Origin of the sequence: Paracoccus aerodenitrificans, from assembly GCF_027913215.1 — a bacterium.
Taxonomy (GTDB): Bacteria; Pseudomonadota; Alphaproteobacteria; order Rhodobacterales; family Rhodobacteraceae; genus Paracoccus; species Paracoccus aerodenitrificans.
The window spans coordinates 2,131,979-2,157,400 of record NZ_CP115784.1 but is presented as its reverse complement, the minus strand read 5'-3'; the positions used below and the strand labels follow the sequence as shown (position 1 = coordinate 2,157,400).

The window sequence follows — 25,422 nt, the reverse complement described above, 5'->3', positions numbered from 1 at the left end:
GCATGGACCATGCCGGGCTTTTTCGATCAATTGGCCGGAGGAGGTGCGGGCTGATCCGTTCCAGCCTCGCCGGCTTCGGTCTGCTGAGGTTCGGCCGGCATGGCATCCGGCGCGTCAGGTTCCGGGGCCGGAGGCTCACCTGTCGATACATCCGGTGCAGCGGGATCGGCGGCTGGGTCTGGCTGCGGCGCTGCCGGGGCAGCAGGCTCGGGCATCGCCGCTTCCGGCGACGGAGCCTCTGGCTGCCCGGTTTCCGGGCCGGGCTTCGGCATTTCGCAGCTTTCGTCACCGATCAGCGCGAAGGTCACTTCCACGGCAGATGTGAACGCGACCTCGCCGCCCTCGACGGGGATACTTTTCGCCTGTCCGGCGGAATCCATTGCACGCATCATGGCGGGATTGGGGGCCATGACGTTCTGCTCGGGCTCTCCCATGCGCACGATGCGGCCCAGTTCGACACCGGCGGCTTCGGCCATCACCTCGGCGCGGTGTCTGGCGTCAGCGACGGCAAGGCTCAGCGCCTCATCCTCGCTGGTCTGCGAATCCTCGCGGATGAAACGAATGCCCTGCATCTCATTCGCGCCGGCCTCGACGATGCTGTCCAGCACCTCGCCGACCCGCGCGATATCGGTCACCCGTACGGTCAGCATGTTCTGTGCCATATATCCGTCGATACTGGGCGCGGCGCCGTCCTCGGGATATTGCATCATCGGGTTCAGCGTCAGGCCCGAGGTCTGGATATCCGCCGCCTCGACACCTGCGCCGGTCAGCGTGTCCAGCACGGCTTGCTGCCGGGAGGAGTTATCCTGCATGGCCTGCGCGGCGGTATCGGCCTGAGTCGTTACGCCCAGTGAGATCATCACCTGATCCGGCGATACCCGCGATTCACCGTTTCCGGTGATGGTAAGCATTCCGGGATGCCCGCACCCGCCCTGCGCACCTGGCGCAGCCAGAGCCGGGCCTGCAAGCGCGGCGGCGCAGACGCCGCCGACCAATGCAGAGCGCAGCGAGAAAATTCCGCGAGACGTCATGTGTTTTCCTTCCTGTTGACCTGTCTCTGGCAACGCCGGACAGCATGGAATTGTTCAATCACAACCGCGCATGTTCTTCCCATGAGGCGCGGTTCGGGTTATTCAGGAAAAAAACAACGCCGGCCGAATAAGGCACAGCATATGAACGAGCAGAATTTCAGGGGGATTCTCGCCCCGGACAGGGAGTACGCGCTTGGCTTTCAGCCGGACGGGGTGCAGCTTTTGCGCCGCGATCATGCTGGTTGGGCCGAAATGGGGACGGCGTTTTTCGAGGGCGATCTGCGCCGGGAACTTGGCGAATTCGCAGAGGAATTGCGTGTTGCGAATGCCGCGCGGCTGGCGCTTGTCATTCCCGAGGATCAGATTCTGTATACCGATCTTGTCTTGCCTCAGGCGGCCACGACGGAAGCGGCGCTGAAAGCCGGGCTGGAGGGGCTGACGCCCTATCCTGTCGGGGAACTTGCCTATGATATCGCGCCGTCCGACGCGGTTCCGGGAACGGCGGTGAAGATCGCGGCAGTGGCCCGGCAGACCCTGCAGGAGGCCGAGGATTTCGCCGTGCGTCACGGTTTCGCGCCTGACCGGTTTCTGGCTGCGCCCGCGCCGGATCAGTTTCCGCATATGCCGGATTTCGGCGCGACCGAGCTGGCGAATGAGTGGCAGCATGCAGCGGAACTGGCTGCGATTGCTGAGCCGGATGACCCGGCTCAGCCAGTCGCGACGATGGCTGATAATACTGCAATCGTTACGCCTGAGAAGGATGGACTTCCCGGGGCTGAAGCGAAAGCCCCTGCCGAGGCTGGGTTGCCCGATCAAACTGCCGACATCGAGGCAGTCGCAGAGGCTTCGGCTGCCCATGTCTCGCTGATCACGCCGCATGTCGTCGCTACGTCGCCGGAAAACGCGGCAGCGCCCGCGCAACCTGCGAAGGTTGTTGTGGTCAATCGCGGAACGATTGTTCTGGAGGATGATGAGCCCGCTCTTTCGGCCCCGGAAGACGCGTTGCCAGTTGCGGAAAAAACCGCTCCGGAACCGCAAGCGCCAGCCAAAGACACGCCCGCCCCCACGATTAGGGTCAGGGAATTGCCCGAGCGGGCGCAGAAATTCCACGAACGCGCCGCCGAAGGGCGAAGTAAGCGTGCGGCTCCTGCCGCTCCTGCGCGGGCGGGGTCTCGTCCCGGGCGGCGCAGCGGCCTGTCCGGGGCATTGCCTCTGGTGGGTATTCTGGTTCTGGGGCTTGGTATTGCTGCCACCATGATCGGTCGTGAACCTGAGGAGGTCTTGGAAACGGCTGCCGTGAATGAACCGCTGCAAGCGCCGGTCGAAACCGCTCCGACGCTGGATGCCGCGCCTGAAATAGCAGCGGTTCAACAGGCGCCGGTTACACAGCCGGCCCCGGCAGAGCTTCCCGCGCAATCTTCGCTCGCAGCACCGGAAAATATTGCGGCTTCCGATCCGCCGCCGGAGGCAGCGCAGGCGGGGCCAGAGGCGACCCCGGTGTCGCCTGCGCCTGATGCCGCACCGGTTAATGACAGTGAAGGTCAGCTTGCGCAGGCTTCCCTGACCGAGGAGGCCGCGTCGATTGCAACCGGTTCAGCGGCTGCTCTGGTGCAATCAGCCTATGATGCGCCTGTCGATGCCAGCACCTCCGCAGAGGAACTCGCGGAACCCGAAGCGCCTCCGGCACCGGCCTCTGCCGACCCGCAGGAACAGGCCGAGCCGGAACCCGAGGCCGCTCCGGTTGTGGCTGCCACACGCCCGGCGGCGCGGCCCGACGATCTGGCCCGCAACAGGCCATCAGCACCGTCGCAGACTGCACCCGAAACCGCCGCGCCTCAAACGGCAAGTGTTAACAGAACCCCGGCAATCCGACCCGTCAGCCGCCCGGCGCAGAATACGAGGCAGAATACTGGGCTAGAAAATGCTGCCACGCCTGCGCCCGGTGCACCGTCCAGCTCGACCCTGCAACGCTCGGCCCGTCCGCAAACCGCGCCGTCGCGCAGCGCGGCCCCCGCGGCGGCCTCGGCTGCGCCGGATCCCCGGCCCGCCGTACCGCGCAGCCCAAGTCCGTATCAGCAGCGCCAGCAGCCGGAAATGACCGGGACGCGGCCGCCGCCGAAGCCCTCTGTCGGACAATCATCGGCTCAGCTTGAAGGCGCCGCGTTGCTGTTGCAACCGGCGCCTCGTCATATGGCAGCCCTGTCTGTCGAAGGATATGGCGAGATGCTGGCGCGAATGGATGCGCCGTGGCTTAGGACGCAGTCGCAATCCTACCCTTTGATACGGACCGCGCAGTCCCGTCCTGTTCAGCGCCCGACTCGCAGCGATGCGGTTGACTCGGCGGTTGCCGAAGCGATCGGATCGTCCCGTCCCGCGCGGCGCTCGGATGCGCCCGCGCCGGAGGCCACGCCGCAGCGTCAGGCATCGGCGGCCAGCAATCCGGGGCGGCTTGATCGTTCGGCCCGACCGGCGCGGCGTCCGGGTGGGACCTCGCCCGCGACGGATTCTGCGGTCGAGGCAGCCATTGCCTCGGCGGTCAGCAGTTCCGCCGCCGTGCCGGGACAAATTGCCGGGCTGCTTCCTCTGACCAGTTCGGCACGGCCAAGCCGACGGGGGACACCGCCTTCGGCTGCGTCCGACAGTAACGCGACGGATCAGGCGGTGACCGCCGCTCTGGCAAGCCCGTCGCGCAGTGAAGGCACATTGGCCCCGGAGCCAGCCGACAACGCTGCCTCGAAACAAGCCGCCGAGGCCGCCGCACTGGCGGAACGCCGCCGTCTGGACGAAGAACTTCAGCGTCAGGCCGAACAGCGCGTCCGCGAACGTGCCGCCGCCGATGCCCGCGCAGCGGCGCAGGCCAAGGCTGCCGCAGAAGCTCGCGCCCGCGCCCAGGCCGAGGCAGAGGCCGCCGAAGCTGCGCGGCGCAATCAGACCTACCGTCCGCCCGAGGTGGATAACGAACCCGAGGTACAATCCACGGCAAGTGCCGGTTCCGGCGCGGCTGCAAGCAGGGCGACCTCGAAAGGCATCGACCTGAATGCGACGCAGCTGATCGGCACGGTCGGGGCGGGCAAGGCCAGCCGAGGGCTGGTGCGGCTGCGGAACGGGCGCATTGTCACCGTCCGTCTGGGCGACAAGATCAATGGCGGCCAGATCGTCGAGATTGGCAATGGCGGCTTGCAATATGTGAAGGCTGGCAGAAAATACTCTCTGCCGATCCTGAACAGACGCTGATCCCATGTCCGACTTCCTGCTACTTGCGACCGTCTATCTTCTGACGATGATCATTGCAGTGCCGGTCTCGACCCGGCTGGGGCTGGGGTCGGTTCTCGGCTATCTGATCGCGGGGATCGTTATCGGCCCGGTGCTCGGTCTGGCCGGGGGAGAGGTCAAGGACCTTCAGCATTTCGCGGAATTCGGCGTGGTGATGATGCTGTTCATCATCGGGCTTGAGCTGGAACCGCGTGCGCTTTGGGGGATGCGCAAGCGTCTGATCGGGCTTGGCGGGTTCCAGATACTGGTGACTCTGGGGCTGATTTTCGGCGTGACTCTGGCGCTGAACCAGACATGGCAGGTCTCTCTTGCACTTGGGATGATCCTGTCGCTGAGCTCGACCGCAATCGTTCTGCAAACCCTGTCCGAAAAGAACCTGATGCATACGCGCGGTGGACGCGATGCCTTTGCCGTGCTGTTGACTCAGGATATCGCGGTCATTCCGATGCTGGCGCTGATGCCGCTTCTGGCGCAATCCGGTGGCAGGGCCGCAGGGGAAGATTCGGTCGGAGGCGCATTCATGGCGCAGCTTCCGGGTTGGGGGGCGGCGCTTGTGACGCTTGGCGCCATCGCCGTGGTTGTGCTGATCGGGAATTACGCCATCCGCCCGCTGTTCCGGTTCGTGCACTCGGCCCGGTTGCGAGAAATGGATACGATCATGGCTCTGTTCATCGTGGTGGGCATCGCCTCGCTGATGAGCTTCGTGGGTCTGTCCCCGGCGCTTGGCACGTTCCTTGCCGGAGTGATGCTGGCGGGGTCCGAGTTCCGGCACGAACTCGAATCCCAGATCGAGCCGTTCAAGGGGCTGCTTCTGGGGCTGTTCTTCATCACCGTTGGTGCGGGGATGGATTTCAACCTTTTCGCGGAAATGCCGGTGCTGGTGATCGCGGTGACGCTGGTGCTGATCGGGATCAAGGCCGGGGTGCTGCATCTGATCGCGCGTTCGGCCCAACTGCCCGCCCGTGACCGGGCGCTGTTTACGCTGTCCCTGGCGCAGGCGGGTGAGTTCGGCTTCGTTCTGATCTCCTATGCCGTCGCGTTGCGGGTTCTGCCCGACAGGCTGGCGCAGGGGTTTCTGCTGGTGATCGCCCTGTCGATGCTGATCACGCCGCTTCTGTTCATCGTGAATGACCAGATCAGCCGCCGTATCTCGGATGGGGGCGGAGAGGCGCAGGGGCCGGACGATATCGACGACCAGCAGCCGATTATCATTGCCGGTATCGGGCGTTTCGGGCAGGTGGTGAACCGGCTGGTCACGCATTCCGGTCTTAGCACCACGGTTCTGGATCACGATCTGAAACTGATCCAGCTGATGCGCCGTTTCGGCTTCAAGGGGTATTTCGGCGATCCCACCCGACCCGAGATTCTGGCTGCTGCCGGGCTGGACAAGGCCCGTATAATTGTCGCGGCGATGGATAACCCGGAAAGCAATATCAAGCTGGTCCGCTATGCCCGTGAGAAGCGCCCCGATCTGAAAATCATCGCGCGGGCGAGGGACAGGATCACCGTCTACAGCCTCTACGCCGCAGGAGCCGATCACATTGTCCGCGAGATGTTCGATTCCAGCCTGAGGGTGGGCCGCTATGTGCTGGAGAATGCGGGGTTCTCGGAATACGAAGCCCATGAGGCAGAGGCGATTTTCTATAAGATAGACCGCGCCAGCCTGCGCGAACTGGCCGAGCTTTGGGACCCTGCATTACCCACCGAGTCCAATGAAGCCTATATCGAGCGCACGCGGCGGGTGAATCAGGAACTGGAAGCTGCCTTGATGGACCGGTTTTCCCACGGTCCTGCGGCCGGACCGATAGTGCCGGATAGCGACGACCCCGAGCCTGAACATGTGCTGAAGGACTGATCCGGGATTGCGCTCTGCATGACCTGCGCGTCGTCGCGGCATCTTCACTGGCTGTCACCTTAAGCCGGAACGTCAATAAAAAACGGCGTCCGAAGACGCCGTTTTGCTATCTTTGCCGAAAGTTGGCTTGCAATCACTCTTCGGTGTTGCCGCCTTCTTCGCTGCCTTCCTCGGCTGCGGTGTCCGCAGTTGCATCGCCTTCATCAGCGCCTTCCTCTGCTTCTTCAGAGACCAGGGCCGACGGAGCGGCGATATTTGCAATCACGAAATTCCGGTCGGTCGTGGGCTTCGCACCGGCAGGCAGTTTGACATCCTCGATATGGATCGAGTCGCCGATTTCCTTGCCTTCCAGATCGACAACGATGCTTTCCGGAATGTCGCCTGCGGTCACGCGCAGTTCCACTTCCGGGCGCACGGTCACCAGCGTACCGCCACGCTTCAGGCCGGGAGCCTTGTCTTCGTTGATGAACTCGACATGAATGAACAGGTTCACTTTAGAGGTGCGACGCAGGCGCATGAAGTCGATATGCGTCGGCAGGTCCTTCACCACATCCTTCTGAACGCCGCGGCAGATGACGCGTACGTCTTCCTGACCGTCGACTTTCATGTTCCACAGCGTGGACATGAAGCGACCGGCGCGCAGCTTGGTCAGAAGCTGGTTGAAGTCGAACTGAACGGCGAGCGGGTCTTTGCCGTCGCCATAAACAATGCCGGGCACCTTGCCGTTACGGCGAGCTTGACGGGCGGCCCCCTTGCCTGTCCCCGTACGTGCCTCGGCCACCAGATCTGGGATCTCTTTGGCCATGATATATTCCTTTCAGGTTAACCGGCTTCCTCCAAGGGTGAAGCCGAAGCCGGGCGCATAGCAGGGATTGCGCATTATGGGAAGGGGAAAATGGCGCAATAGTCTGTTTCGAATCTGCGCTGGATTCTATGATCGGAGGCAGAGGAAATCAGGGCGCGGGAAGGATCAGGATGATCGACGGAAATTTCGTATTGCTGATGGCGCGATATAATCTGTGGCAGAATGACGGTATTCTGAGGGCCGCTGACGAGCTGAGCGCGGCTGAGAGGAAGCGGGATCGCGGTGCGTTTTTTGGGTCCATCCAGCGGACTCTGTCGCATCTTTATTGGGCTGACATGATGTGGTTCAGCCGGTTTGCCGGGACGAAGAAGCCGGAACAGCCGATCGCGGAATCCGGTGATCTCATTACCGATTGGGACCGCTTCTGCGACGATCGGCGCGATTTCGACAGGCGCATTCTGAACTGGGCGGGTGATGTGTCCGAGGACTGGCTGCGCGGTGATCTGGAATGGTATTCCGGTTCAACACTCAAGCGCCACTCTCAGCCGATCTCGCTGCTGGTCGTGCATTTTTTCAATCACCAGACCCATCATCGCGGGCAAATTCACGCCATGCTGACCACTGCCGGAGCGCGTCACGATCTGACCGACCTGGCGTTTATGCCCGCGCCTTATCGCGATATGTGAGCGCATGAAAAAGGGCGCCCCGAAAAGCGCCCCCTAAATCGGTCGGATCCGCAGGATTACAGCGTGCCGTTCCGCTGCTGGATCATCATGAACGTGTCATAGGTGTATTCCGAGGTCTGGTTGTACAGATACCAGTCGCTGCGGAACGCCTTGATCGAACTCCAGATCTTGTTCCACGCTTCGTTATTGGCGTCGAGTTCGGCATAAACTTCATTCGCGGCACCGTAGAAGGCTTCCAGAACATCCGGCGGGAAAGGACGAAGCTGAGCGCCAGCCGCAACCAGTTCCTTCAGCGCGATCGGGTTCTTCCAGTCATATTCCTGCAACATATCGGCATTGGCTGCCTGACAGCATGTGCGCAGCAGAGCCTGATAATTCGCCGGCAGTTCTTCATATTTGTCCTTGTTGAACATGAAGTGAACCGTCGGCCCACCCTCGAACCAGCCGGGGTAATAGTAATAGGGCGCGATCTTGGCGAAGCCGAGCTTCTGATCGTCATAGGGACCGACGAATTCCGCCCCGTCAATCGTGCCCTTTTCCAGCGCCGCATAGACATCGCCACCGGCAAGCTGTTGCGGCACAACGCCCAGTTTCTCGGCAATCGCGCCTGCGAAGCCACCGATGCGCAGTTTGAGACCGTTGAGATCCTCGACCGAGGTGATCTCATTGCGGAACCAGCCGCCCATCTGTGCGCCGGTATTCCCGCCCGGGAAAGCGACGATGTTCTGAGTCGCCATGAACTCATTGTAAAGTTCGATCCCGCCGCCGTGATATTGCCACGCATTATGCGCGCGCGCCGACAGGGCGAAGGGGACGGCGGCGCCAAGCGCCCAGGTCGGGTCCTTGCCCCAATAATAATACCCTACGGTATGGGCGCAATCGACGGTGCCTTCGCTGGCGGCATCGGCGGCCTGAAGGCCGGGAACGATTTCGCCTGCCGCGAAGGGCTGAATGGTGAATTTTCCGTCAGTCGCCTCGCTGAGCATCCGGGCCAGTACGTCGGCACCGCCATAGATCGTGTCGAGGGATTTCGGGAATGACGAGGTCAGCCGCCAGTTCACGGTCGGCATTTCCTGAGCGATGGCCGGAGCGGCCAGTGTCGATGCTGCGGCTGCGGATACACCACCAATGCTGGCGGTTGTCAGGAAACGGCGGCGGTCGAGTTTTGATTTATCGGTCATGTGTCCTCCACGGCACGGGGTTCGTTTGGCCCCGCTTGCCGCATAATGTGCATATGCTTTTGCCTTGTGTCGAGCCGAAAGGCCGCAGCATGCTTAAAAAATGAGATATGGGCAGGGGAATTGAAGAGGCTCTGCCCGCCCGGAAACCTTCCAGCCGGTTTACCGGATATGTCGAAGCCGCTTTTCAAGCATCGCTTCCGTTTATAGAGTCGACGAAACTGCGCCTTCACGGAGAGCCGATGTCCGTCACCCGTTTCGACGCCGAAGCGCGTCAGGGCCTGAAAATGGTCTCGCCACCATTGATTTACGCGGTGCTTATGCTGGCCGCGCCGCTGATGACGATTCTGGCTTATTCCTTCTTCCGGGATGGCTATCTGGAGGTGGTGCGGGAATTTACGCTGGATAATTACCGGACGGTGATTGCCGATCCGGTGTTTCACAAGATCATGCTGCGCTCGCTGCTGGTCGCCATGCTGGTCACGCTGGCCACCGTGGTTCTGGCCTTTCCGGTAGCCTATTTCCTGTCCTTCATGGTGCGGCAGGAACGCAAATCGATGTGGCTGTTTCTGATCACCATCCCGTTCTGGACCTCTTATCTGATCCGGGTGTTTCTGTGGAAAGCGATTCTGGCGGAAAACGGTGTCGTGAACTCGGTCCTGCTGCAGCTTCACATCATTTCCGAACCGCTCAGCAACCTGCTGTTCAATGTGCAGGCGATGGTCATCACGCTGGCCCATGCCTATGCGCCTTTCGCGATCCTGCCGATCTATGTCGCGCTTGAGAAAATCGACCGTTCGTTGCTGGAGGCGGGGCGTGATCTTGGGGAATCGCGGCTGATGACTTTCTGGCGGGTGACGCTGCCGCTGGCCATGCCCGGCGTGGTGGCGGCGACACTGATCGTGTTCATTCCGACTATCGGGGATTACGTCACGCCCGAACTGATCGGCGGCGGCAAGGTCCCGATGGTCGCCAATATGGTGCAGGCCAATATGCTGCCGCTTGACAACAAACCGATGGGATCGGCGCTGGCGATTACGGCGATGCTGATCGTCGCTGCTATCAGTCTGGTGTTCATCCTGCTGAACCGCCGCTTTCTGAAGGTGAGACAATGAAGGGCAATGGGCTGCGTATCTATACGGTGCTGTATCTGCTGTTTCTCTATGCGCCGATCCTGCTTCTGCCGCTTTTTGCCTTCAACTCCGGCACCGTCATCGCCTTTCCGCTGAGAGGGTTCACGACGGACTGGTTCAGCGCGATGATGGCTGACCAGACGCTGCGCAACGCGTTCATCAACTCGATGATTATCGCGATCAGCTCATCGGTGCTGGCGACCTGTCTGGGGATTTTCGCGGCCCGCGCCTCGACCCGGTTCAATTTCCCGGGCAAGCCCGGCGTGATGGGGCTGATCATGCTGCCGCTGGTCCTGCCCGAAATTATCATCGCCATGTCGCTGCTGGTGGTCCTGCTGGCGATCGGGCTGCAGCTTTCGGTCTTCACGGTGATCCTTGGCCATGTCCTGCTGTGCATGCCCTATGCCATCGTGATCCTGACCACCGCGTTCAACTCGCTTGACCGCTCGCTGGAGGAAGCCGCCTATGATCTGGGCGAAACCAAATGGAGCGCGTTTCGTCTGGTCATCCTGCCGCTTGTGATGCCGGGTATTATTTCCTCGCTGCTGATGAGCTTCACCATCAGCCTCGATGAGTTCATCATCGCCTATTTCCTGTCCGGCAACGAACCGACCTTGCCGACCTATATCTTCAGCCAGCTTCGCTTTCCTAAATCGGTGCCGGTGATCATGGCGCTTGGCACCGTGCTGGTGGGCGTCTCGATCCTGTTGCTGACCATCGCAGAATATTTCCGCCGCCGCGGGGCTGCCCGCACCGGCCAGACGAATACCGGAGGCCTCATTTGACCGAAACGACCGAAATTCAGGCAAGCTCGGCGCCGCGCCAGTCCAGATCCTCCGACCGCTATGCCGAGTTGCAGGCGGCCAAAGCGATGATCGAATGCCGGGGTGTTCATAAATATTACGGCGAATATCACGCGCTGCGCGGGATCGACCTGACCATCCGGGAAGGAGAGTTCTTTTCCCTTCTCGGCCCTTCGGGCTGCGGCAAGACCACGCTTCTTCGGACGATTGCGGGGTTTGAAGATATTTCGGACGGTGTTGTCCTGATCGACGGCAAGGATATGGCCGATGTCCCCGCAAATAAGCGGCCTACCAATATGGTCTTCCAGTCCTATGCGATTTTTCCTCATCTGACGGTGGCGGAAAATGTCGCCTTCGGCCTGCGTCGCGACCCACGATCCAAGGCCGAAAAATCTGCCGCCGTGGAAGAGGCGCTGAAAATGGTCGGGCTGACCGGCTATGGCAAGCGGGCCGCGCATGCCCTGTCCGGCGGGCAGCGTCAGCGCGTGGCTCTGGCGCGGGCGCTGATCCTGAAGCCCAAAGTGCTGCTGCTGGACGAACCTCTTTCCGCGCTCGACCGCAAGATGCGCGAGCAGATGCAGGTCGAACTGATTAAGCTGCAGCGTCAGGTCGGCATTACCTTCGTTCTGGTCACGCATGATCAGGAAGAGGCCCTTGTCATGTCCGACCGGATCGCGGTGATGTTCGATGGCGGCATCGCTCAGCTTGACGAACCGGAATCGCTCTATGCCCGCCCGGTCAGTCGCCGTGTGGCGGATTTCATCGGGGTGATGAATTTTCTGCCCGCGACGATTCTTTCCGAACAGGACGGCATGGCCCGTGTCGATGTCGAAGGCATGGGTGAAATCGAAATCCCCGCGCAACAGATCGCCAGCAAGGGGGATCAGGATGATGCGCCGATGGTCGGTTTCCGCCCCGAAGCGGTCAATGTTTTTCCCGAGGGGCAAAGCCAGACCGCCCCGCGCCTGAATGGCGGGGTGATCGATGAGGTCGTCTATTACGGCGACATGACCTATTACGATGTGCGGCTGGATGAAGAGGACGGCACCACCTCGGAACCGGTCCGCATTTCCATGCGCAACGTGTTCGGCCGCGATATCCCCGATGTGGGGACGCGCTGCACGGTTGGCTGGTCGCCCTCGAGTCTGATCCTGTTCAGATAAAAGCAAAGGCGACCGAGGCGGGCACGCCGGGTCTCAGACCCCGTTCGCCAGCCCCGCCTGAAGTTTTTTCGGCAGGGAACTCCGGATCAGCTCATATGACTGGGCGATCCGGTGCTCCAGCTCATCGGGCGGGGCATCGCAGGGCAGGGCGACCCAACTGCGATGCATATAAGGTGCCTTTACAGCTACACCCGCCTCAATCAGCATTGCTGCGGTGTCGATATCGCGGCATTTCACCGACACACGGTCCTCGCGCATTCCGATCAGCGCGAAGATCTTATTGCCGACTTTCCAGCAATCATGCCCGCCGCCCCAGGGGTCGGAATGTTCTGCCCCCGGGAAACCGGCGCATATATGATTGACCTGAGCGCGACTCATGGAGGCAGCCTATCACGGATATCCGCATTCCGGCCGGATATCTCGCAGCGGGGATGATCCGGGTCAGACTTCCTCGATACGAAGCTCTACCGGATCTTCGGCGATCACGCCCGTGCCGGGCAGCATCTCGATTGCGTGGTCGATGGCATCGGGCGTCGTCTTATGCGTCACAATCAGCACCGGAGCCGGACCGCCCTCATGATCATATTGCCGCATGCGGTGGATCGAGATCCCCGCATCGCCAAGAATATTCGCCACTTTCGCAAGCGCACCGGGTTTGTCCAGCAAAGCCAGCCGCAGATAATAGGCGGCGGGTACCGCTGTGCGGGCCGGTTGCGCCCTGGTCAGGCCAGAGGCTGGCTGACCGAAGATCGGGACGCGGACACCGCGTGCAAGCTCGACGATATCGGACATCACTGCGCTTGCGGTCGGTCCTTCGCCTGCACCGGCGCCGCGCAGCACGATCTGGCCGACCGAGTCGCCCTCAATCACGACCATATTCGTGCCGCCCTGCAACTGACCGATCGGGCTGTCGGCGGGGACCAGACACGGAGACATGCGCTGCTCAAGCCCGCGCGGAGTCATCTGCGACACGCCAAGCAACTTGATGCGATAGCCCATATCGGCGGCGCGGCGGATGTCGTCGATGCTGACCCTTTCGATCCCTTCGATCTCGACGGCACCGAAATCGACGCGGGTGCCGAAAGCGATGGATGACAGAATCGCCAGCTTGTGCGACGCGTCGATCCCGCCGACATCCAGCGTCGGATCGGCTTCCAGATAGCCAAGCTGCCGCGCTTCCTCGAACACGGCCTCATAGGGCAGACCGGCGCTTTCCATCCGCGTCAGGATATAGTTGCAGGTCCCGTTCATGACACCCATGACCCGGCCCAGCTTGTTGCCCGCAAGCGATTCCGTCATCGTCTTGATGACCGGAATGCCTCCGGCGACGGCGGCTTCAAAGCGGATCACGCGGCCCTCGGCCTCGGCCATCTCGGCCAGTTCCTGACCATGCAGCGCCAGCAGAGCCTTGTTCGCCGTCACGACATCCTTGCCGGATTTCAAAGCCGCCTCGACCGAATCGCGGGCCACACCGGCATCGCCGCCGATCAGTTCGACATAGATATCCACATCGTCGCGCTGCGCCAGCTCGACCGGGTCCTGAACCCACATATAAGAGGACAGATCCGCGTCGCGGTTCTTCATCCGGTCGCGTGCGCTGACCGCAGTAATCGTGACCTCACGGCCCGAACGCATCGCCAGAAGATCGGCGTGTTTCTGGATAATCTTGACGACACCGATCCCGACAGTGCCGAGTCCGGCGATACCAAGCCGTAATGGGGCGGACATGAAAGCCTCTCGTGTAGCGTTCGCAGGGTGTTAGCGCGAGGTGCACCGCGTTGCAACGCGTTGTAACGCATGTGGGCTGCGTTCTTGCCGGAATTGAGCGCAAGGTGGTCTCTGGCCGGTCTAATCCTCGTCGTGACCGATCCATTCCCCTTCGATCCCGGTCGCCCGCATGACCGAGACGATACGCGACGCCGCATCAAGCGTCTGCGCACCGATCCGGGCAATGTCATCGGCAGAGAGATCATCGGGAAAGACCTCTCCCTTTGTGTTCAGAAAAGAGGGATGCCAGCGATCGCTGTCCGCGACCGGCTTCCATGAGGCATGGCACAGCATATTGCGGTTGCGCCTGATGTCGCGCAGATCGCGGGCAAGCTGGTCGCGATCCTTTATCTGCGCACGCTGCATCTGCTTCACGAATTGGTCGATCAGCGTCCCAAGCGAATCGTCGGCGACATCCTCCATGCGGCGCAGCCAGGATTGCAGCGCCCGGTCATCGGGTTCTTCGCCCAGACCGTCGCGCGATAATGAGAAAATCGCCCGCTTGAGCGCTTCCTCAAGAAAGCCGAAGCCCGAAACGGCATGGCCGATCTGGGCCGCGAAATCGTCCGGCAGGCGGGCAGGGGCTCGATCCATTCTCATGCCGTCAGTCCTCAAGCTGCGTCGATGCCATGTCTGCACCCCGAAATACCGGGCTGCAAGCCATGCGGGCGAAGAAGGCGCAGCTTTCGCGGGACCAAGGCCTTCCGGTCGGGGGCAGGTTTTACACCAGGCTGCTATTTCCCCTGTGGCTGGCGGTGCCTATATTCGACGGAAGCGAGGTATGAATGCGAAAAACTGTCCCGATCATAATATGCGCCATTATGGTGGCCGCGATGGGCTCGGGCGGGGATCCGTCACCGCCCTCGCGCGTGAACCCGCCATCCCCTGCCGAGGTCGATGCCGCCCAGTCCGGCAATACCGCAATGCCGGACCCAGGAGAGGATCGGATTCTGCGCATCCTGCCGGCTTCAGAAAGCGAACCCGGGGAATTTCTCTGGCAGGCCCGTCCCGTGGTGGTGTTCGCCGATACTGCTGCCGATCCGTCATTCGTGTTGCAGCTTGACAGCCTGCGCGAGCGTCCGGAACAGTTGATCGAGAGGGATGTCGTGGTCATCACCGATACCGATCCGTCTGCTGAAACTTCTTGGCGCAGGGCGCTGCATCCGAAGGGTTTTTCTCTGGTCATCATGGATAAGGACGGGCAGGTGAAGCAGCGCAAGCCCGCGCCGTGGAGCGTCCGTGAAATTTCCCGTGCCATCGACAAATTCCCCCTGCGGCGTGAGGAAATAGGACGCGCCGGTATCGTTCCGTGAACAGCCGGGAAAATATGGGCTTATTGCGTGAAGACCCGCGAGAGCCTATATTGTAGCTGTGCAAAGAGAGGTAACGCCAATGTCAGCGTCCTATAAGCCGAAACCGATTACCGTCCGGACGGGGCCTCGTCCGGGCTACTGATCCGTCCGGTTCCGTCCATATTCGACTTGATGGCTGTCATCGCAGCCTCTCCAAGTTCGATTGCTCCGAGCTTCAGTGAAATATAGTCAAGATACATCGCCGAGGCCCGTTTGGGTCCGATGCGCTCCAGATCCAGTTCCCGCAGATCCGCAATCATCGCGCTGATTGCGTTTAACTGGCTGTAATACAGCACAACAGGGTCAATCGTATCGCGGGGCAGGACATGCAGTTCTGCTACGATTGCAAGGAAGATTGCATCATTCCGTTCCGTCGGGATGACCGGGAAATAGCCGGGTTCGGACCGGATCCGGTCCGCAATTTCCGCGCCGTATTCCGCGATATGGTCCCGCTGCAACACCGCCAGATAGGCGCGGATCTCGGCGAAGATCGCACGTTGCACATCGCGTACACGGTCAGCGCGCTGCTTGATGTCACGGCGGCGGCTTTGCCACGCCACAACCCACCATCCCGCCGCAAGAAATAATCCGGCGATCATTGCGGATTGTGCCTGCGGGGCGAGGATCTGATCCAGAGGCGCGGTCACGGGTCAGACAAACTCCATGATGATATCGTCAACCTTCATGCTCTGACCTTCGCTGGCGGCGATGCGTTTGACCTTTCCCGGCTGCTCGGCACGCAGGATATTTTCCATCTTCATGGCCTCGATCGTGGCCAGAGCCTGCCCCGCCGAAACCTCGTCCCCTTCCTTCACATCGATTGAGACGATCAGCCCGTGCATCGGGCACAGCAATAATCTGGACTGATCCGCAGACTGGATCTCGGGCATCAGCCGGGCCAGTTCCGCCGCGCGTGGCGTGCGGACCCGAACCTGAAGATCCGCGCCCGAACTGCGCAGCCGGAAACCCGACGAGATCCGGTCAACCTTCAGCACAAGCGGCTGCCCCGCGACCACCAGATGCGCCAGAGAACGCCCCGGCACCCAGTCAGACACAACACGCAGCGCTGCATCGTTGACGGTCACGGTCGAGCCGTCGCGGTCGGCGTCGATCCGGGTGCGGAAATCCTGGCCGTCAATCGTGACCACCCAATCCGCGCCGACCTTGCGTTCGTGATTGCCCAGTCGCCCGCTGATCCGGGTGCGCCTGATCTCGGCGACGCGATACATGGCTGAGGCGGCTGCGGCGATGCGGGCAAGCTCTGCTTCGGGCAGGACAGCACCGGTGAAGCCGGAGGGATATTCCTCGGCGATGAAGCCGGTCGAGATATCACCCGAAACAAAGCGCGGATGATCCATCACCGCCGAGAGGAAGGGAAGGTTATGCCCGATTCCCTCGATTTCGAAACTGTTGAGCGCCCCGTGCATCGCTGAAATTGCCTGTTCCCGATCAGGGGCCCATGTGCACAGCTTGGCGATCATCGGGTCGTAGAACATCGAAATCTCTCCGCCCTCATATACGCCGGTATCGTTGCGGATGCCGGTCGCGGCGCGGGGCGGTATCTCATCGGGCTGCGAATCGATCCAGTTCCCCGCATCCGCCATCGGCCCGGCCCGGGTCTCGGCAGGCGGGCGATAGCGGGTCAGCCGCCCGGGCGAGGGCAGGAAGCCGCGATAGGGGTCCTCGGCATAGACACGCGATTCGACAGCCCAACCCCGCAACGTCACATCATTCTGCTTGAAGGGAAGCGGTTTGCCTTCTGCGACTCGGATCATCTGCTCGACCAGATCGATTCCGGTAATCAGCTCGGTCACGGGGTGTTCAACCTGAAGCCGCGTGTTCATCTCAAGGAAATAGAAATTGCGATTGTCATCGACGATGAATTCGACCGTTCCGGCGCTGACATAATCGACCGCCCGGGCCAGTTCGACAGCCTGCTTTCCCATCCGTGCACGGGTTTCCGCGTCAAGGAAGGGCGAGGGCGCTTCCTCGATGACTTTCTGATTGCGCCTCTGGATGGAGCATTCGCGCTCATGAAGGTAAACGCAATTGCCATGCCCATCGGCGATGATCTGGATCTCGATATGGCGCGGAGAGGTGATGAACTTCTCGATGAAAATCCTGTCGTCACCGAAGCTGCCGGCGGCTTCGTTTTTCGAGGACCGGAAACCGTCGCGTGCCTCGTCTTCATTCCAGGCGATGCGCATCCCCTTGCCGCCGCCGCCTGCCGATGCCTTGATCATCACCGGATAGCCGATTTCCGCGCTGATCCGAACCGCCTCATCGGCGTCTTCGATAACGCCCATATAGCCGGGTACGGTTGAAACACCGGCCTCGGCGGCGATTTTCTTCGAGGTGATCTTGTCGCCCATCGCCTCAATCGCGGATTGAGGCGGTCCGATGAAGGTGACCCCGGCCTGTGCAAGCGCCTCGGCGAAGCGGCTGTTTTCGGACAGAAAGCCGTATCCCGGATGAACCGCATCCGCTCCGGTCTCGCGAATGGCTGCAAAAATGCGGTCGATGTCCAGATAGGATTTCGCGGCCTGTGCAGGGCCGATATGAACGGCTTCATCCGCCATCCGGACATGCAGAGCCCGCCGGTCGGCATCGGAATAGACGGCGACGGTGGCAATGCCCATCTTCCGGGCCGTCTTGATGATGCGGCAGGCAATCTCACCGCGATTGGCGATCAGGATTTTCTTCAGCATCGTGAAGCTTTCGATGCAAACGCGCCGCCCGCAGCATGTGCCGGGGCGGCGTGAGTAAAGCAGACCGCCGGAAACAGCGTCCCGGAGGTTACGCTTGTCTTAGCGGCAGAAGCCGACGTCGTTGCAGATCGCACCGGCAGCGGCACCGGCAGCAGCGCCTTTATAGACGTCGCTTTCATCTTCACCGGCGACATGGGCGATGGTTGCACCGGCAGCCGCACCGATGGCGGCACGGTCGATATCGGTCGGGTTGATATTCTGGGTGCAGCCAGCGGCCGCAAATGCAAGAAACGCGGCCGTTGCCGCAAGTTTGACTTTAAGCATGAATATGTTCTTTCAGATAGGCCCGCATGCTGCGCCGGAAAGCGGGCGATTTGCGGGCTGACGGAAGCGGCGCACAGGGCAGCCGCTTCGTCAGTGGGTCCGTTACTGGCAAACCCGTGCGTCGTCGCACAGGGCACCAGCCGCTGCGCCAAGAACAGCACCGGTTCCGACATCTTCGTCGAATGCTTTAGCGGCCACGGCACCAGCACCGGCGCCGACAAGTGCGCGCTGCGTGTCAGGCGACATGGTGTAGCCGCCGCCATACGGACCTTGCTGAGCGCATGCCGAAAGTCCGGCAATCGCGAAGATTGCGCCAGCGAGGCGGAGAGTGGTTTTCGTCTGCATATAACACTGCCTTCTGCTCTAGCCCCATTCGGGGCAGTTCTGTTGATACGCTTCATTTTGCCACAACGCATGGATGTGTAAAACTGACAAGCGTGTGAAAAATTGTTGAATGGCGGTAACTTGCTCATGATCAGCCGTCACCGTCCTCATCGTCCCAGTCGTCCTCTTCGTCATACCAGCCATTGTCGTCATCAGCGGCGAATATCTCGGGAAATCCGGCCTCAGCCTTCGCGAGATCGACGCGGAACAGCTGTTCATAGGAGATCGGGTCAAGCTTGCCAACAGCGATCACCTCGCGGCCCAGAAGCCATGACAGGCGTCCGGCATCGAGATTGCCCCTTTCGAATTCTTCCTCTCCGAAATGTTCGATCAGAGCGGCAAGAAAACCGGCATCCGCGCGGCGATCCGCTGCGCTGCGGTCGCGATAACGCTCGCGGGCGACAAGTTTCGTGGCACCCTTCGGATTGGCGCGACGAATCGTGAACTGATAATCGGTCGATGGGAGACGTGAGGGAAAACCGCGATGCTTCAGCATGGGCGAATCCCCGCAACCATATGCGAATCACGCGGGCAGACCTGCCGCCCGCGTTTCGTCGGACCGGGATCAGTTAGCGCCGTATTTGCCTTGATAGACCGGCTCCTGCGTGACAGGTGCGACCGGCATGGTGTTGATTTCCGGCTGACGCGGCTGGCATGCGGCCAGAACGCCCACGGAGATGAGGGCAAGCGCGATTGTTTTGGACATTGTCTGCTCCTGTAAGACGGGACTTTAACGCCCCTTTTTTTCGATATCTGTCGCGCAGTATACGCAACCGGCGCGATTCTAGGAAGGAATCCGTGATTGCGATAGAAGGCACCCGAGCGCGTCGGCAGGAGGTTGCCCATCTGTGGCAGGGTTGCATCAGGCATCAGAACGGCTCCCATATGCACTCATCGCGGTTCGGCGGCAGGCTGAATGCCTCGAAAAGCTGAACAACGCCGGGGGTCAGCTCACCCGCAGGGGTCGGGCGGTCCGACAGCGATATTACGATCTGAGTGGGCCTTGGCGCGGGGCTGGCAATGCGGGGCAAAACAAAATTCTCGCAGAGCCACACAATATCGTTATGCATCGGGTCCTGAAGCAGAATTTCGGGCGCAGGCGGCAGGGGCGGAGCGTCGGTTGCGGCTGGCAGCGGCGCGACGGGTTCCGCCGCCAGGTCCCCTTCAGCTTCCGGGCTGAGGATCGAGATCACTGGATCGCTGTCAAGCTCGGTCGTGCCGATCAGCCCTTCGCGCAGTGCGCCTGACAGGATCGAGGCGGCATTGTCGCCCTCGCTTTCGGCAAGTTCCTCAAGCAATGCCATATCGGCCTCGGGCAGTTCTTCCATCGGGGCGGTGCCGCCCATCGGAACAAGATTGGCCAGTTGCGGAGCGACGAAGCGGAAACGATAGGTCAGCCCGCCGGGACCCGGCACGCCGTGGATCGTATCGAGCCAGCTTATTTGCTGGCCGGATGGAACGTCCAGAGATGTATCGTTGGTGCTTTCGGCCTGAACCGGCAGGGCTGGCAGGGCAAGAAGGAAAATACGGCTGAAAAATGTCATAGCGGCAGATTGTCGTGTTTCTTCCACGGGGTTTGCTGGGATTTGTTGCGAAGACTGGCAAAGGCGCGGGCAACGCGGCGGCGGGTCGAGCGCGGCTGGATAACCTCATCGATCAGCCCGCGCTCGGCGGCCTTGAAGGGGTTTGCGAACCGGTCCTCATATTCCTCGGTCAGTTCCAGAACCCGGTCGGGATCGTCCAGCTCTTTCCGGTGCAGGATCTCGACCGCGCCTTTCGCGCCCATCACGGCCACCTCGGCGGTGGGCCAGGCGTAGTTTATATCGCCCCCAAGCTGCTTCGAGGACATGACGATATAGGCACCGCCATAGGCTTTGCGGGTGATGATCGTGACTTTCGGCACGGTCGCCTCGCCATAGGCGAAGGCCAGTTTCGCGCCGTGGCTGATAATGCCGCCCCATTCCTGATCGGTGCCGGGCAGGAAACCGGGAACGTCGATCAGGGTCAGGATCGGAATCGAGAACGCATCGCAGAGCCGGACGAACCGCGCTGCCTTGCGCGAGCTGTCAATATCAAGGCATCCCGCCAGCACCATCGGCTGATTGGCGACGACTCCGATCGTCCGGCCCTCGATCCGGATAAAGCCGCACAGGATATTCGCGGCGAAATCGCGCTGAATCTCGAAAAAATCGCCCTCATCGGCGATCTTCAGAACCAGTTCGCGCATGTCATAGGGCGCATTCGGGTTTTCCGGTATCAGGGTGTCGAGGCTGGGTTCGATACGCAGCGGATCGTCGAAGAAGGGCCTGGTCGGCGCAGTGTCGCGGTTCGACAGGGGCAGGAAGTCGAACAGTCGGCGCGTTTCGGTGAGGGTTTCGACATCGTTTTCGAAGGCGGCATCGGCGACCCCGGATTTTCTGGTATGCGTGTCTGCCCCGCCCAGTTCCTCGGCTGTGACGACCTCATTCGTGACCGCCTTGACCACCTCGGGTCCGGTGACGAACATGTAGGAACTTCCCCGCGTCATGAAGGTAAAATCGGTGATTGCGGGGGAATAAACCGCCCCGCCCGCACATGGGCCCATCACGACGGAGATTTGCGGGATCACGCCGGATGCAAGAATATTGCGCTGAAACACCCCGGCATAGCCGGCAAGGCTGGCGACGCCTTCCTGTATCCGCGCACCTCCCGAATCGTTCAGCCCGATCAGAGGCGCACCGTTCCGGATCGCCATATCCTGAATCTTGCAGATCTTATTGGCGTGGGTTTCAGACAGCGATCCGCCAAATACCGTGAAATCCTGAGCATAGGCATAAACCATGCGTCCGTTAATCGTTCCCCATCCGGTAACGACGCCGTCCCCTGCCGGGCGGTCATCCTCCATCCCGAATTCCGTCGAGCGATGCGTGACGAACATGTCAAACTCTTCGAAACTGCCCTCATCCAGCAGCAATTCCAGCCTTTCGCGGGCGGTCAGCTTGCCGCGCTTGTGCTGAGCGTCAATGCGGTGTTGCCCGCCACCCAGCCAGGCGGCTTTGCGCCGCTGCTGAAGCTGTCTGGAGATGTCTTTCATTCCTTACCCCGGCCCGGATTTCTTCAACCATTACCTAAAGCTTCCGGCGGAACAAACCGAAATTCCGTCGCTATTGCCCCTGTGCAGGTGCTGCGGGCAGTCATAACTCTTGACCTCCGGGACATCGCGGCGCATTCGCAGGATATGGTTCTGCAAATTGATCTTTCCGCTCTGAAGGCGAATTATCGTGCGCTCGCCTCCCATGCGCCGGGGTCGCGGGCGGCGGCTGTCGTCAAGGCAAACGGCTATGGTCTGGGGTCCGGGGAGATCGCTGCTGCCCTGTTCGAGGCCGGAGCGCGGGATTTCTTCGTGGCCCTGGCCTCTGAGGTGGCTCCGGTCCGGCAGGCGGTCGGAGCGGAGGCGCGGATTTTCGTCTTGTCGGGCCATATGGAGGGGGCTGATCCTGGCGATGCGATCCCGCTTCTGAACAGCCCCGGGCAATATTTCCGCGATCGTGCAATGCGCCCGGACAGGCCTTTCGGCATTCAGCTTGATACCGGCATGAACCGGCTTGGCATGGAGTCGGGGGAGTGGGCCGGGCTGAAACAGGAAATTCTTGCTCAGAATCCCGTGCTGGTCATGTCGCATCTGGCCTGCGCGGATGAGCCGGGGCATCCGATGAACGCAAACCAGCTTGTGGCCTTCCGCGAGATGACGCAGGGCGTGACCGCAATGCGCAGCCTTGCAGCGACGGGAGGCGTTCTGCTGGGGGCGGAATATCATTTCGACCTGATCCGGCCGGGTATCGGCCTGTATGGCGGACAGCCATTCAGCGACGCGCAACCGGTTGTCACCCTGTCGCTGCCGGTGATCCAGACGCGCGACGTGCTGCCGGGCGAAACGGTCGGTTACGGCAACACATGGACGGCGCAGCAGCCCACGCGGGTTGCAACCGTCGCGGCAGGCTATGCTGACGGGATCCACCGGGCGCTTTCGTCGGATGGCGATGTGCCAAGGCTCAATCTTCTGGCCGGAAAGATCCGCTGCCCTGTTCTTGGCCGCGTGTCGATGGACCTGATCACCGTTGATGTCTCAGCACTTGAGGAAATCCCGGCTGCGCTCGATCTTCTGTCGCCACTTCAGACCGTGGATGCTGTCGCCGGAATCATCGGAACGATTGGCTATGAGGTGCTGACCTCGCTTGGAAACCGCTATAAGCGCGAATATCTGTGATCTCCGGCTACCGAAAGATGAAGTTTTTGTAACAGCTGACGGGTTTTTCGCGCAGGGTCTTGTCTAACGCTGCAATGCACCCCACCATGAGCGGACCCACCAGACCGGAGACTTCATTGGGCCTGACCCCGACCGCACCCGACGCCACCGCGCATTCCGCTGATATGCAGGGCGAAACGCTGCTGGAATTTCCCGATAACCGCCTTCTGATAGAGCTTTGCGGCCCTGCCGACAAACATCTTCAGCAGATCGAATCCGCGCTGAACGTGCATGTTCTGCGCCGGGGCAATCTGCTTGCCGTTGTCGGTGACGCGGCCGCCCAGACAGAAGCGGCGCAATTATTGCAGGGTCTCTACGCCCGGCTTGAACAGGGGCGCCCCGTCGGCGCGGCAGAAATCGACGCGGCGTTGCGGATGGGTCCAGATGCCGAACCGGCATCGCTGTCGCCGGATGAGCAGCTTGAGATGTTCAGCAGCGGCGCAATCGAACTGCGCACCCGGAAAAAGACGGTCGAGCCGCGTACGGATGCGCAAAAGGACTATGTTCGCAATCTTTTCGCCAATGAGATGGCGTTCGGCATCGGTCCGGCAGGCACCGGCAAGACCTATCTCGCGGTTGCCGCCGGGGTCACGATGCTGATCGGCGGCCATGTTGATCGCATCATCCTGTCGCGTCCTGCCGTCGAGGCAGGTGAGCGGCTTGGCTTTCTGCCCGGCGATATGAAGGAAAAAGTCGATCCCTATATGCAACCGCTTTACGATGCGCTGAACGATTTCCTGCCGGGAAAACAGCTTGCCAAGCTGATGGAGGAAAAACGCATCGAGATCGCTCCGCTCGCCTTTATGCGTGGCCGTACACTCTCCAATGCGTTCGTGGTGCTGGATGAGGCCCAGAATGCCTCGACCATGCAGATGAAGATGTTCCTGACCCGTCTGGGCGAAGGCTCGCGCATGGTGATCACGGGCGACCGGTCCCAGATCGACCTGCCGCGTGGGACGCAATCGGGGCTGGTCGATGCGGAAAAGATCCTCGCGGGGATCAAGGGCATCAGCTTCAACTATTTCACCGCGAAGGATGTGGTGCGTCACCATCTCGTAGCCCGGATCATCGAGGCATATGATGCCGCAGATGCCGACGCCCTTGCGCGGGGTGAGGCGGAGCCGCGCGGCGGCTATGTTCCGCGCCGCGCTCCCGGATCGTCGGGTCGCAGCAATGGCTGAGATCGACGTCGTCATCGAGGATGACCGATGGGATGATGCGGGGCTGGAGGAACTGGCCGAAAGGGCAGGGCGCTCCACACTGGCATGGCTTGGGATGGATGCCGATATCTGCGTGATGGGCTGCGACGATACCCGCATCGCCGCGCTGAACGCCGATTTTCGCGGCAAGCCGCGTCCGACCAATGTCCTGTCATGGCCTGCGGTCGAACATGCCGAACGCGAGCCCGGCGCAAAGCCGCCTCTGCCCGACACCGACGAGTTGGGGGATATCGCGATTTCCTATGATCGCTGCGTCAGCGAGGCCGAGACGCAGGGCAAGCAATTTGATGCCCATGTCACTCATCTTCTGGTGCATGCGATGCTTCATCTGGCAGGCTATGATCATGTGGATGACAGCGATGCCGAAACCATGGAAGCTGCCGAGCGTTCTGTTCTTGCCCCGCTCGGCATATCAGATCCCTATCAAGAGAGAGACCAATGAACAGCGATCCGTCCCGAAGTAACGGCTCTTCCGCCGAATCCGGTGCCGATTCCGCGGGATGGGCAGAGGGTGCCGGAGGAGAGAGCCGCGATCTTCCCGCCCCTCGCGGGTTTCTGGGACGGTTATGGGATGCGTTCGGTTCCTCGGATGACGAGAATGCAATCCCCGAAGAACACCGCGCACCTGATCCGGTTGCGCCCGGCATGGTCAATCTGCGCAGAATGCGCGTTGACGATGTGGCAATTCCGAAGGTCGAGATTGTCGCTGCACCGATCAATGTCTTGCTGGATGAACTGGTCGAGATGTTCCGCGAACATGGATTTACCCGGATTCCCGTGTTCCGTGGGACTCTGGACAGCCCGGTCGGGCTGATACATCTGAAGGATCTGGCGCTGAAACACGGCTTCGGCGCGAAACCCGGCGGGCGTTTCACCCTGCGTCCCATGCTACGGCCGCTGCTTTACGTGCCGCCTTCCATGCCGATCGGGGTTCTGCTTCAGCAGATGCAGAAGGACCGGATTCATATGGCTCTGGTCATTGACGAATATGGTGGGGTGGATGGTCTGGTCACGATTGAGGACCTGATTGAGCAGGTCATCGGCGAAATCGAGGATGAACACGACGAGGTTGAGGGCGGCCTCTGGGTGGCTGAAAATCCCGGCCAGTGGCTGATCCAGGCGCGTGCACCGCTGGATGAATTGGAACAGGAAACCGGTCTTAGACTGGCCCCGGGTGAAGAGGAAGACGATATCGACACGCTTGGCGGTCTGATCTTCATGCTGACGGGTCGTGTCCCGGTCCGGGGAGAAGTCATCCCGCATGATTCCGGCGCGGAATTCGAGGTTGTCGACGCCGACCCCCGCCGCATCAAGCGCGTCCGCCTGCGCCTGCCGTCATCCGAAACGGAACAGATGGCAGCGGCAAGTGAGGCTGTCTGATATTTTGGTGGCCTCAGGGTAGCGGACTTCTGCGATCAGGTGCGGTTCGATTAGAGCGGACCGCGGTGTGCTATG

The 25,422-nt window shown here is 61.2% G+C and carries 25 protein-coding genes; 11 read left to right on the top strand and 14 right to left on the bottom strand.

Annotation, left to right across the window (positions count from 1 at the left end):
• Positions 1-26: 26 nt before the first annotated feature.
• Positions 27-1,031 (bottom strand): SIMPL domain-containing protein, encoded by a 1,005-nt coding sequence (locus tag PAE61_RS11960; protein WP_271112610.1) that lies wholly within the window; start codon positions 1,029-1,031, stop codon positions 27-29.
• A 141-nt stretch (positions 1,032-1,172) separates the two neighbouring features.
• Here PAE61_RS11960 and PAE61_RS11955 point away from each other — a divergent pair, with 141 nt between their 5' ends.
• Both PAE61_RS11955 and PAE61_RS11950 read left to right on the top strand, forming a co-directional pair.
• On the top strand, positions 1,173-4,265 hold the full coding sequence (locus PAE61_RS11955) for a hypothetical protein (RefSeq protein WP_271112609.1): 3,093 nt from the start codon (positions 1,173-1,175) through the stop codon (positions 4,263-4,265).
• Positions 4,266-4,269: 4 nt separating this feature from the next.
• Positions 4,270-6,159: a monovalent cation:proton antiporter-2 (CPA2) family protein gene (locus PAE61_RS11950; RefSeq protein WP_271112608.1), complete on the top strand. Its 1,890-nt coding sequence runs from the start codon at positions 4,270-4,272 to the stop codon at positions 6,157-6,159.
• A 133-nt stretch (positions 6,160-6,292) separates the two neighbouring features.
• Here the strand turns inward: PAE61_RS11950 and PAE61_RS11945 are convergent, their stop codons facing one another.
• Positions 6,293-6,964, bottom strand: a complete 672-nt coding sequence (locus PAE61_RS11945; protein WP_271112607.1) for a 50S ribosomal protein L25/general stress protein Ctc — start codon at positions 6,962-6,964, stop codon at positions 6,293-6,295.
• Between the two features lie 170 nt (positions 6,965-7,134).
• Here PAE61_RS11945 and PAE61_RS11940 point away from each other — a divergent pair, with 170 nt between their 5' ends.
• Complete coding sequence (locus PAE61_RS11940; protein ID WP_271112606.1) at positions 7,135-7,650, top strand: DinB family protein; 516 nt, start codon at positions 7,135-7,137, stop codon at positions 7,648-7,650.
• Positions 7,651-7,706: 56 nt separating this feature from the next.
• Here PAE61_RS11940 and PAE61_RS11935 read toward each other — a convergent pair whose 3' ends face one another.
• Positions 7,707-8,831, bottom strand: a complete 1,125-nt coding sequence (locus PAE61_RS11935; RefSeq protein ID WP_271112605.1) for a TRAP transporter substrate-binding protein — start codon at positions 8,829-8,831, stop codon at positions 7,707-7,709.
• Between the two features lie 239 nt (positions 8,832-9,070).
• Here PAE61_RS11935 and PAE61_RS11930 point away from each other — a divergent pair, with 239 nt between their 5' ends.
• The 3 genes from PAE61_RS11930 (at position 9,071) to PAE61_RS11920 (ending at position 11,927) form a co-directional block, all read left to right on the top strand.
• The gene (locus PAE61_RS11930; protein ID WP_271112604.1) at positions 9,071-9,943 is read left to right on the top strand and encodes an ABC transporter permease; all 873 of its coding nucleotides are present in this window, start codon (positions 9,071-9,073) and stop codon (positions 9,941-9,943) included.
• On the top strand, positions 9,940-10,746 hold the full coding sequence (locus PAE61_RS11925) for an ABC transporter permease (RefSeq protein ID WP_271112603.1): 807 nt from the start codon (positions 9,940-9,942) through the stop codon (positions 10,744-10,746). Before PAE61_RS11930 ends, PAE61_RS11925 begins: the two co-directional genes overlap by 4 nt.
• Positions 10,747-10,832: 86 nt before the next feature.
• The gene (locus PAE61_RS11920) at positions 10,833-11,927 is read left to right on the top strand and encodes an ABC transporter ATP-binding protein (RefSeq protein ID WP_271115146.1); all 1,095 of its coding nucleotides are present in this window, start codon (positions 10,833-10,835) and stop codon (positions 11,925-11,927) included.
• A 33-nt stretch (positions 11,928-11,960) separates the two neighbouring features.
• Here the strand turns inward: PAE61_RS11920 and PAE61_RS11915 are convergent, their stop codons facing one another.
• The 3 genes from PAE61_RS11915 to PAE61_RS11905 form a co-directional block, all read right to left on the bottom strand.
• Positions 11,961-12,305, bottom strand: a complete 345-nt coding sequence (locus tag PAE61_RS11915; RefSeq protein ID WP_271112602.1) for an MmcQ/YjbR family DNA-binding protein — start codon at positions 12,303-12,305, stop codon at positions 11,961-11,963.
• 63 nt (positions 12,306-12,368) lie between these two features.
• Positions 12,369-13,655 carry a homoserine dehydrogenase gene (locus tag PAE61_RS11910; protein WP_271112601.1) on the bottom strand — a complete coding sequence of 429 codons (1,287 nt, stop codon included), beginning with the start codon at positions 13,653-13,655 and terminating at the stop codon, positions 12,369-12,371.
• A gap of 120 nt (positions 13,656-13,775) precedes the next feature.
• Positions 13,776-14,294: a hypothetical protein gene (locus tag PAE61_RS11905; RefSeq protein WP_271112600.1), complete on the bottom strand. Its 519-nt coding sequence runs from the start codon at positions 14,292-14,294 to the stop codon at positions 13,776-13,778.
• A 185-nt stretch (positions 14,295-14,479) separates the two neighbouring features.
• On the opposite strand from PAE61_RS11905, the gene PAE61_RS11900 reads away from it, so the two are divergent.
• The gene (locus tag PAE61_RS11900) at positions 14,480-15,007 is read left to right on the top strand and encodes a DUF4174 domain-containing protein (RefSeq protein WP_271112599.1); all 528 of its coding nucleotides are present in this window, start codon (positions 14,480-14,482) and stop codon (positions 15,005-15,007) included.
• Positions 15,008-15,114: 107 nt separating this feature from the next.
• Here PAE61_RS11900 and PAE61_RS11895 read toward each other — a convergent pair whose 3' ends face one another.
• The 8 genes from PAE61_RS11895 to PAE61_RS11860 all read right to left on the bottom strand — a co-directional run bounded on the left by PAE61_RS11895 (position 15,115) and on the right by PAE61_RS11860 (position 21,535).
• Positions 15,115-15,693 carry a hypothetical protein gene (locus tag PAE61_RS11895; RefSeq protein WP_271112598.1) on the bottom strand — a complete coding sequence of 193 codons (579 nt, stop codon included), beginning with the start codon at positions 15,691-15,693 and terminating at the stop codon, positions 15,115-15,117.
• Between the two features lie 3 nt (positions 15,694-15,696).
• Positions 15,697-17,754: an acetyl-CoA carboxylase biotin carboxylase subunit gene (locus PAE61_RS11890; protein ID WP_271112597.1), complete on the bottom strand. Its 2,058-nt coding sequence runs from the start codon at positions 17,752-17,754 to the stop codon at positions 15,697-15,699.
• A gap of 99 nt (positions 17,755-17,853) precedes the next feature.
• Positions 17,854-18,078: a YMGG-like glycine zipper-containing protein gene (locus tag PAE61_RS11885; protein ID WP_271112596.1), complete on the bottom strand. Its 225-nt coding sequence runs from the start codon at positions 18,076-18,078 to the stop codon at positions 17,854-17,856.
• A gap of 102 nt (positions 18,079-18,180) precedes the next feature.
• Positions 18,181-18,423, bottom strand: a complete 243-nt coding sequence (locus tag PAE61_RS11880; RefSeq protein ID WP_271112595.1) for a hypothetical protein — start codon at positions 18,421-18,423, stop codon at positions 18,181-18,183.
• 130 nt (positions 18,424-18,553) lie between these two features.
• Positions 18,554-18,958: a hypothetical protein gene (locus PAE61_RS11875; RefSeq protein WP_271112594.1), complete on the bottom strand. Its 405-nt coding sequence runs from the start codon at positions 18,956-18,958 to the stop codon at positions 18,554-18,556.
• Between the two features lie 69 nt (positions 18,959-19,027).
• Positions 19,028-19,168 carry a hypothetical protein gene (locus PAE61_RS11870; RefSeq protein WP_271112593.1) on the bottom strand — a complete coding sequence of 47 codons (141 nt, stop codon included), beginning with the start codon at positions 19,166-19,168 and terminating at the stop codon, positions 19,028-19,030.
• Positions 19,169-19,331: 163 nt separating this feature from the next.
• Complete coding sequence (locus PAE61_RS11865; RefSeq protein ID WP_271112592.1) at positions 19,332-20,006, bottom strand: DUF6497 family protein; 675 nt, start codon at positions 20,004-20,006, stop codon at positions 19,332-19,334.
• A complete protein-coding gene (locus PAE61_RS11860) occupies positions 20,003-21,535 on the bottom strand; it encodes an acyl-CoA carboxylase subunit beta (protein ID WP_271112591.1) in 1,533 nt (510 codons plus the stop codon). Before PAE61_RS11860 ends, PAE61_RS11865 begins: the two co-directional genes overlap by 4 nt.
• 144 nt (positions 21,536-21,679) lie before the next feature.
• On the opposite strand from PAE61_RS11860, the gene alr reads away from it, so the two are divergent.
• The 4 genes from alr to PAE61_RS11840 all read left to right on the top strand — a co-directional run bounded on the left by alr (position 21,680) and on the right by PAE61_RS11840 (position 25,347).
• On the top strand, positions 21,680-22,708 hold the full coding sequence (gene alr, locus PAE61_RS11855; RefSeq protein WP_271112590.1) for an alanine racemase: 1,029 nt from the start codon (positions 21,680-21,682) through the stop codon (positions 22,706-22,708).
• Between the two features lie 164 nt (positions 22,709-22,872).
• Entirely contained in the window at positions 22,873-23,928 is a 1,056-nt protein-coding gene (locus tag PAE61_RS11850) for a PhoH family protein (RefSeq protein WP_271115145.1), read from the top strand.
• On the top strand, positions 23,921-24,409 hold the full coding sequence (gene ybeY / locus PAE61_RS11845; protein ID WP_271112589.1) for an rRNA maturation RNase YbeY: 489 nt from the start codon (positions 23,921-23,923) through the stop codon (positions 24,407-24,409). Before PAE61_RS11850 ends, ybeY begins: the two co-directional genes overlap by 8 nt.
• Positions 24,406-25,347: a hemolysin family protein gene (locus tag PAE61_RS11840; RefSeq protein WP_271112588.1), complete on the top strand. Its 942-nt coding sequence runs from the start codon at positions 24,406-24,408 to the stop codon at positions 25,345-25,347. Before ybeY ends, PAE61_RS11840 begins: the two co-directional genes overlap by 4 nt.
• The last annotated feature ends 75 nt before the right edge of the window (positions 25,348-25,422 follow it).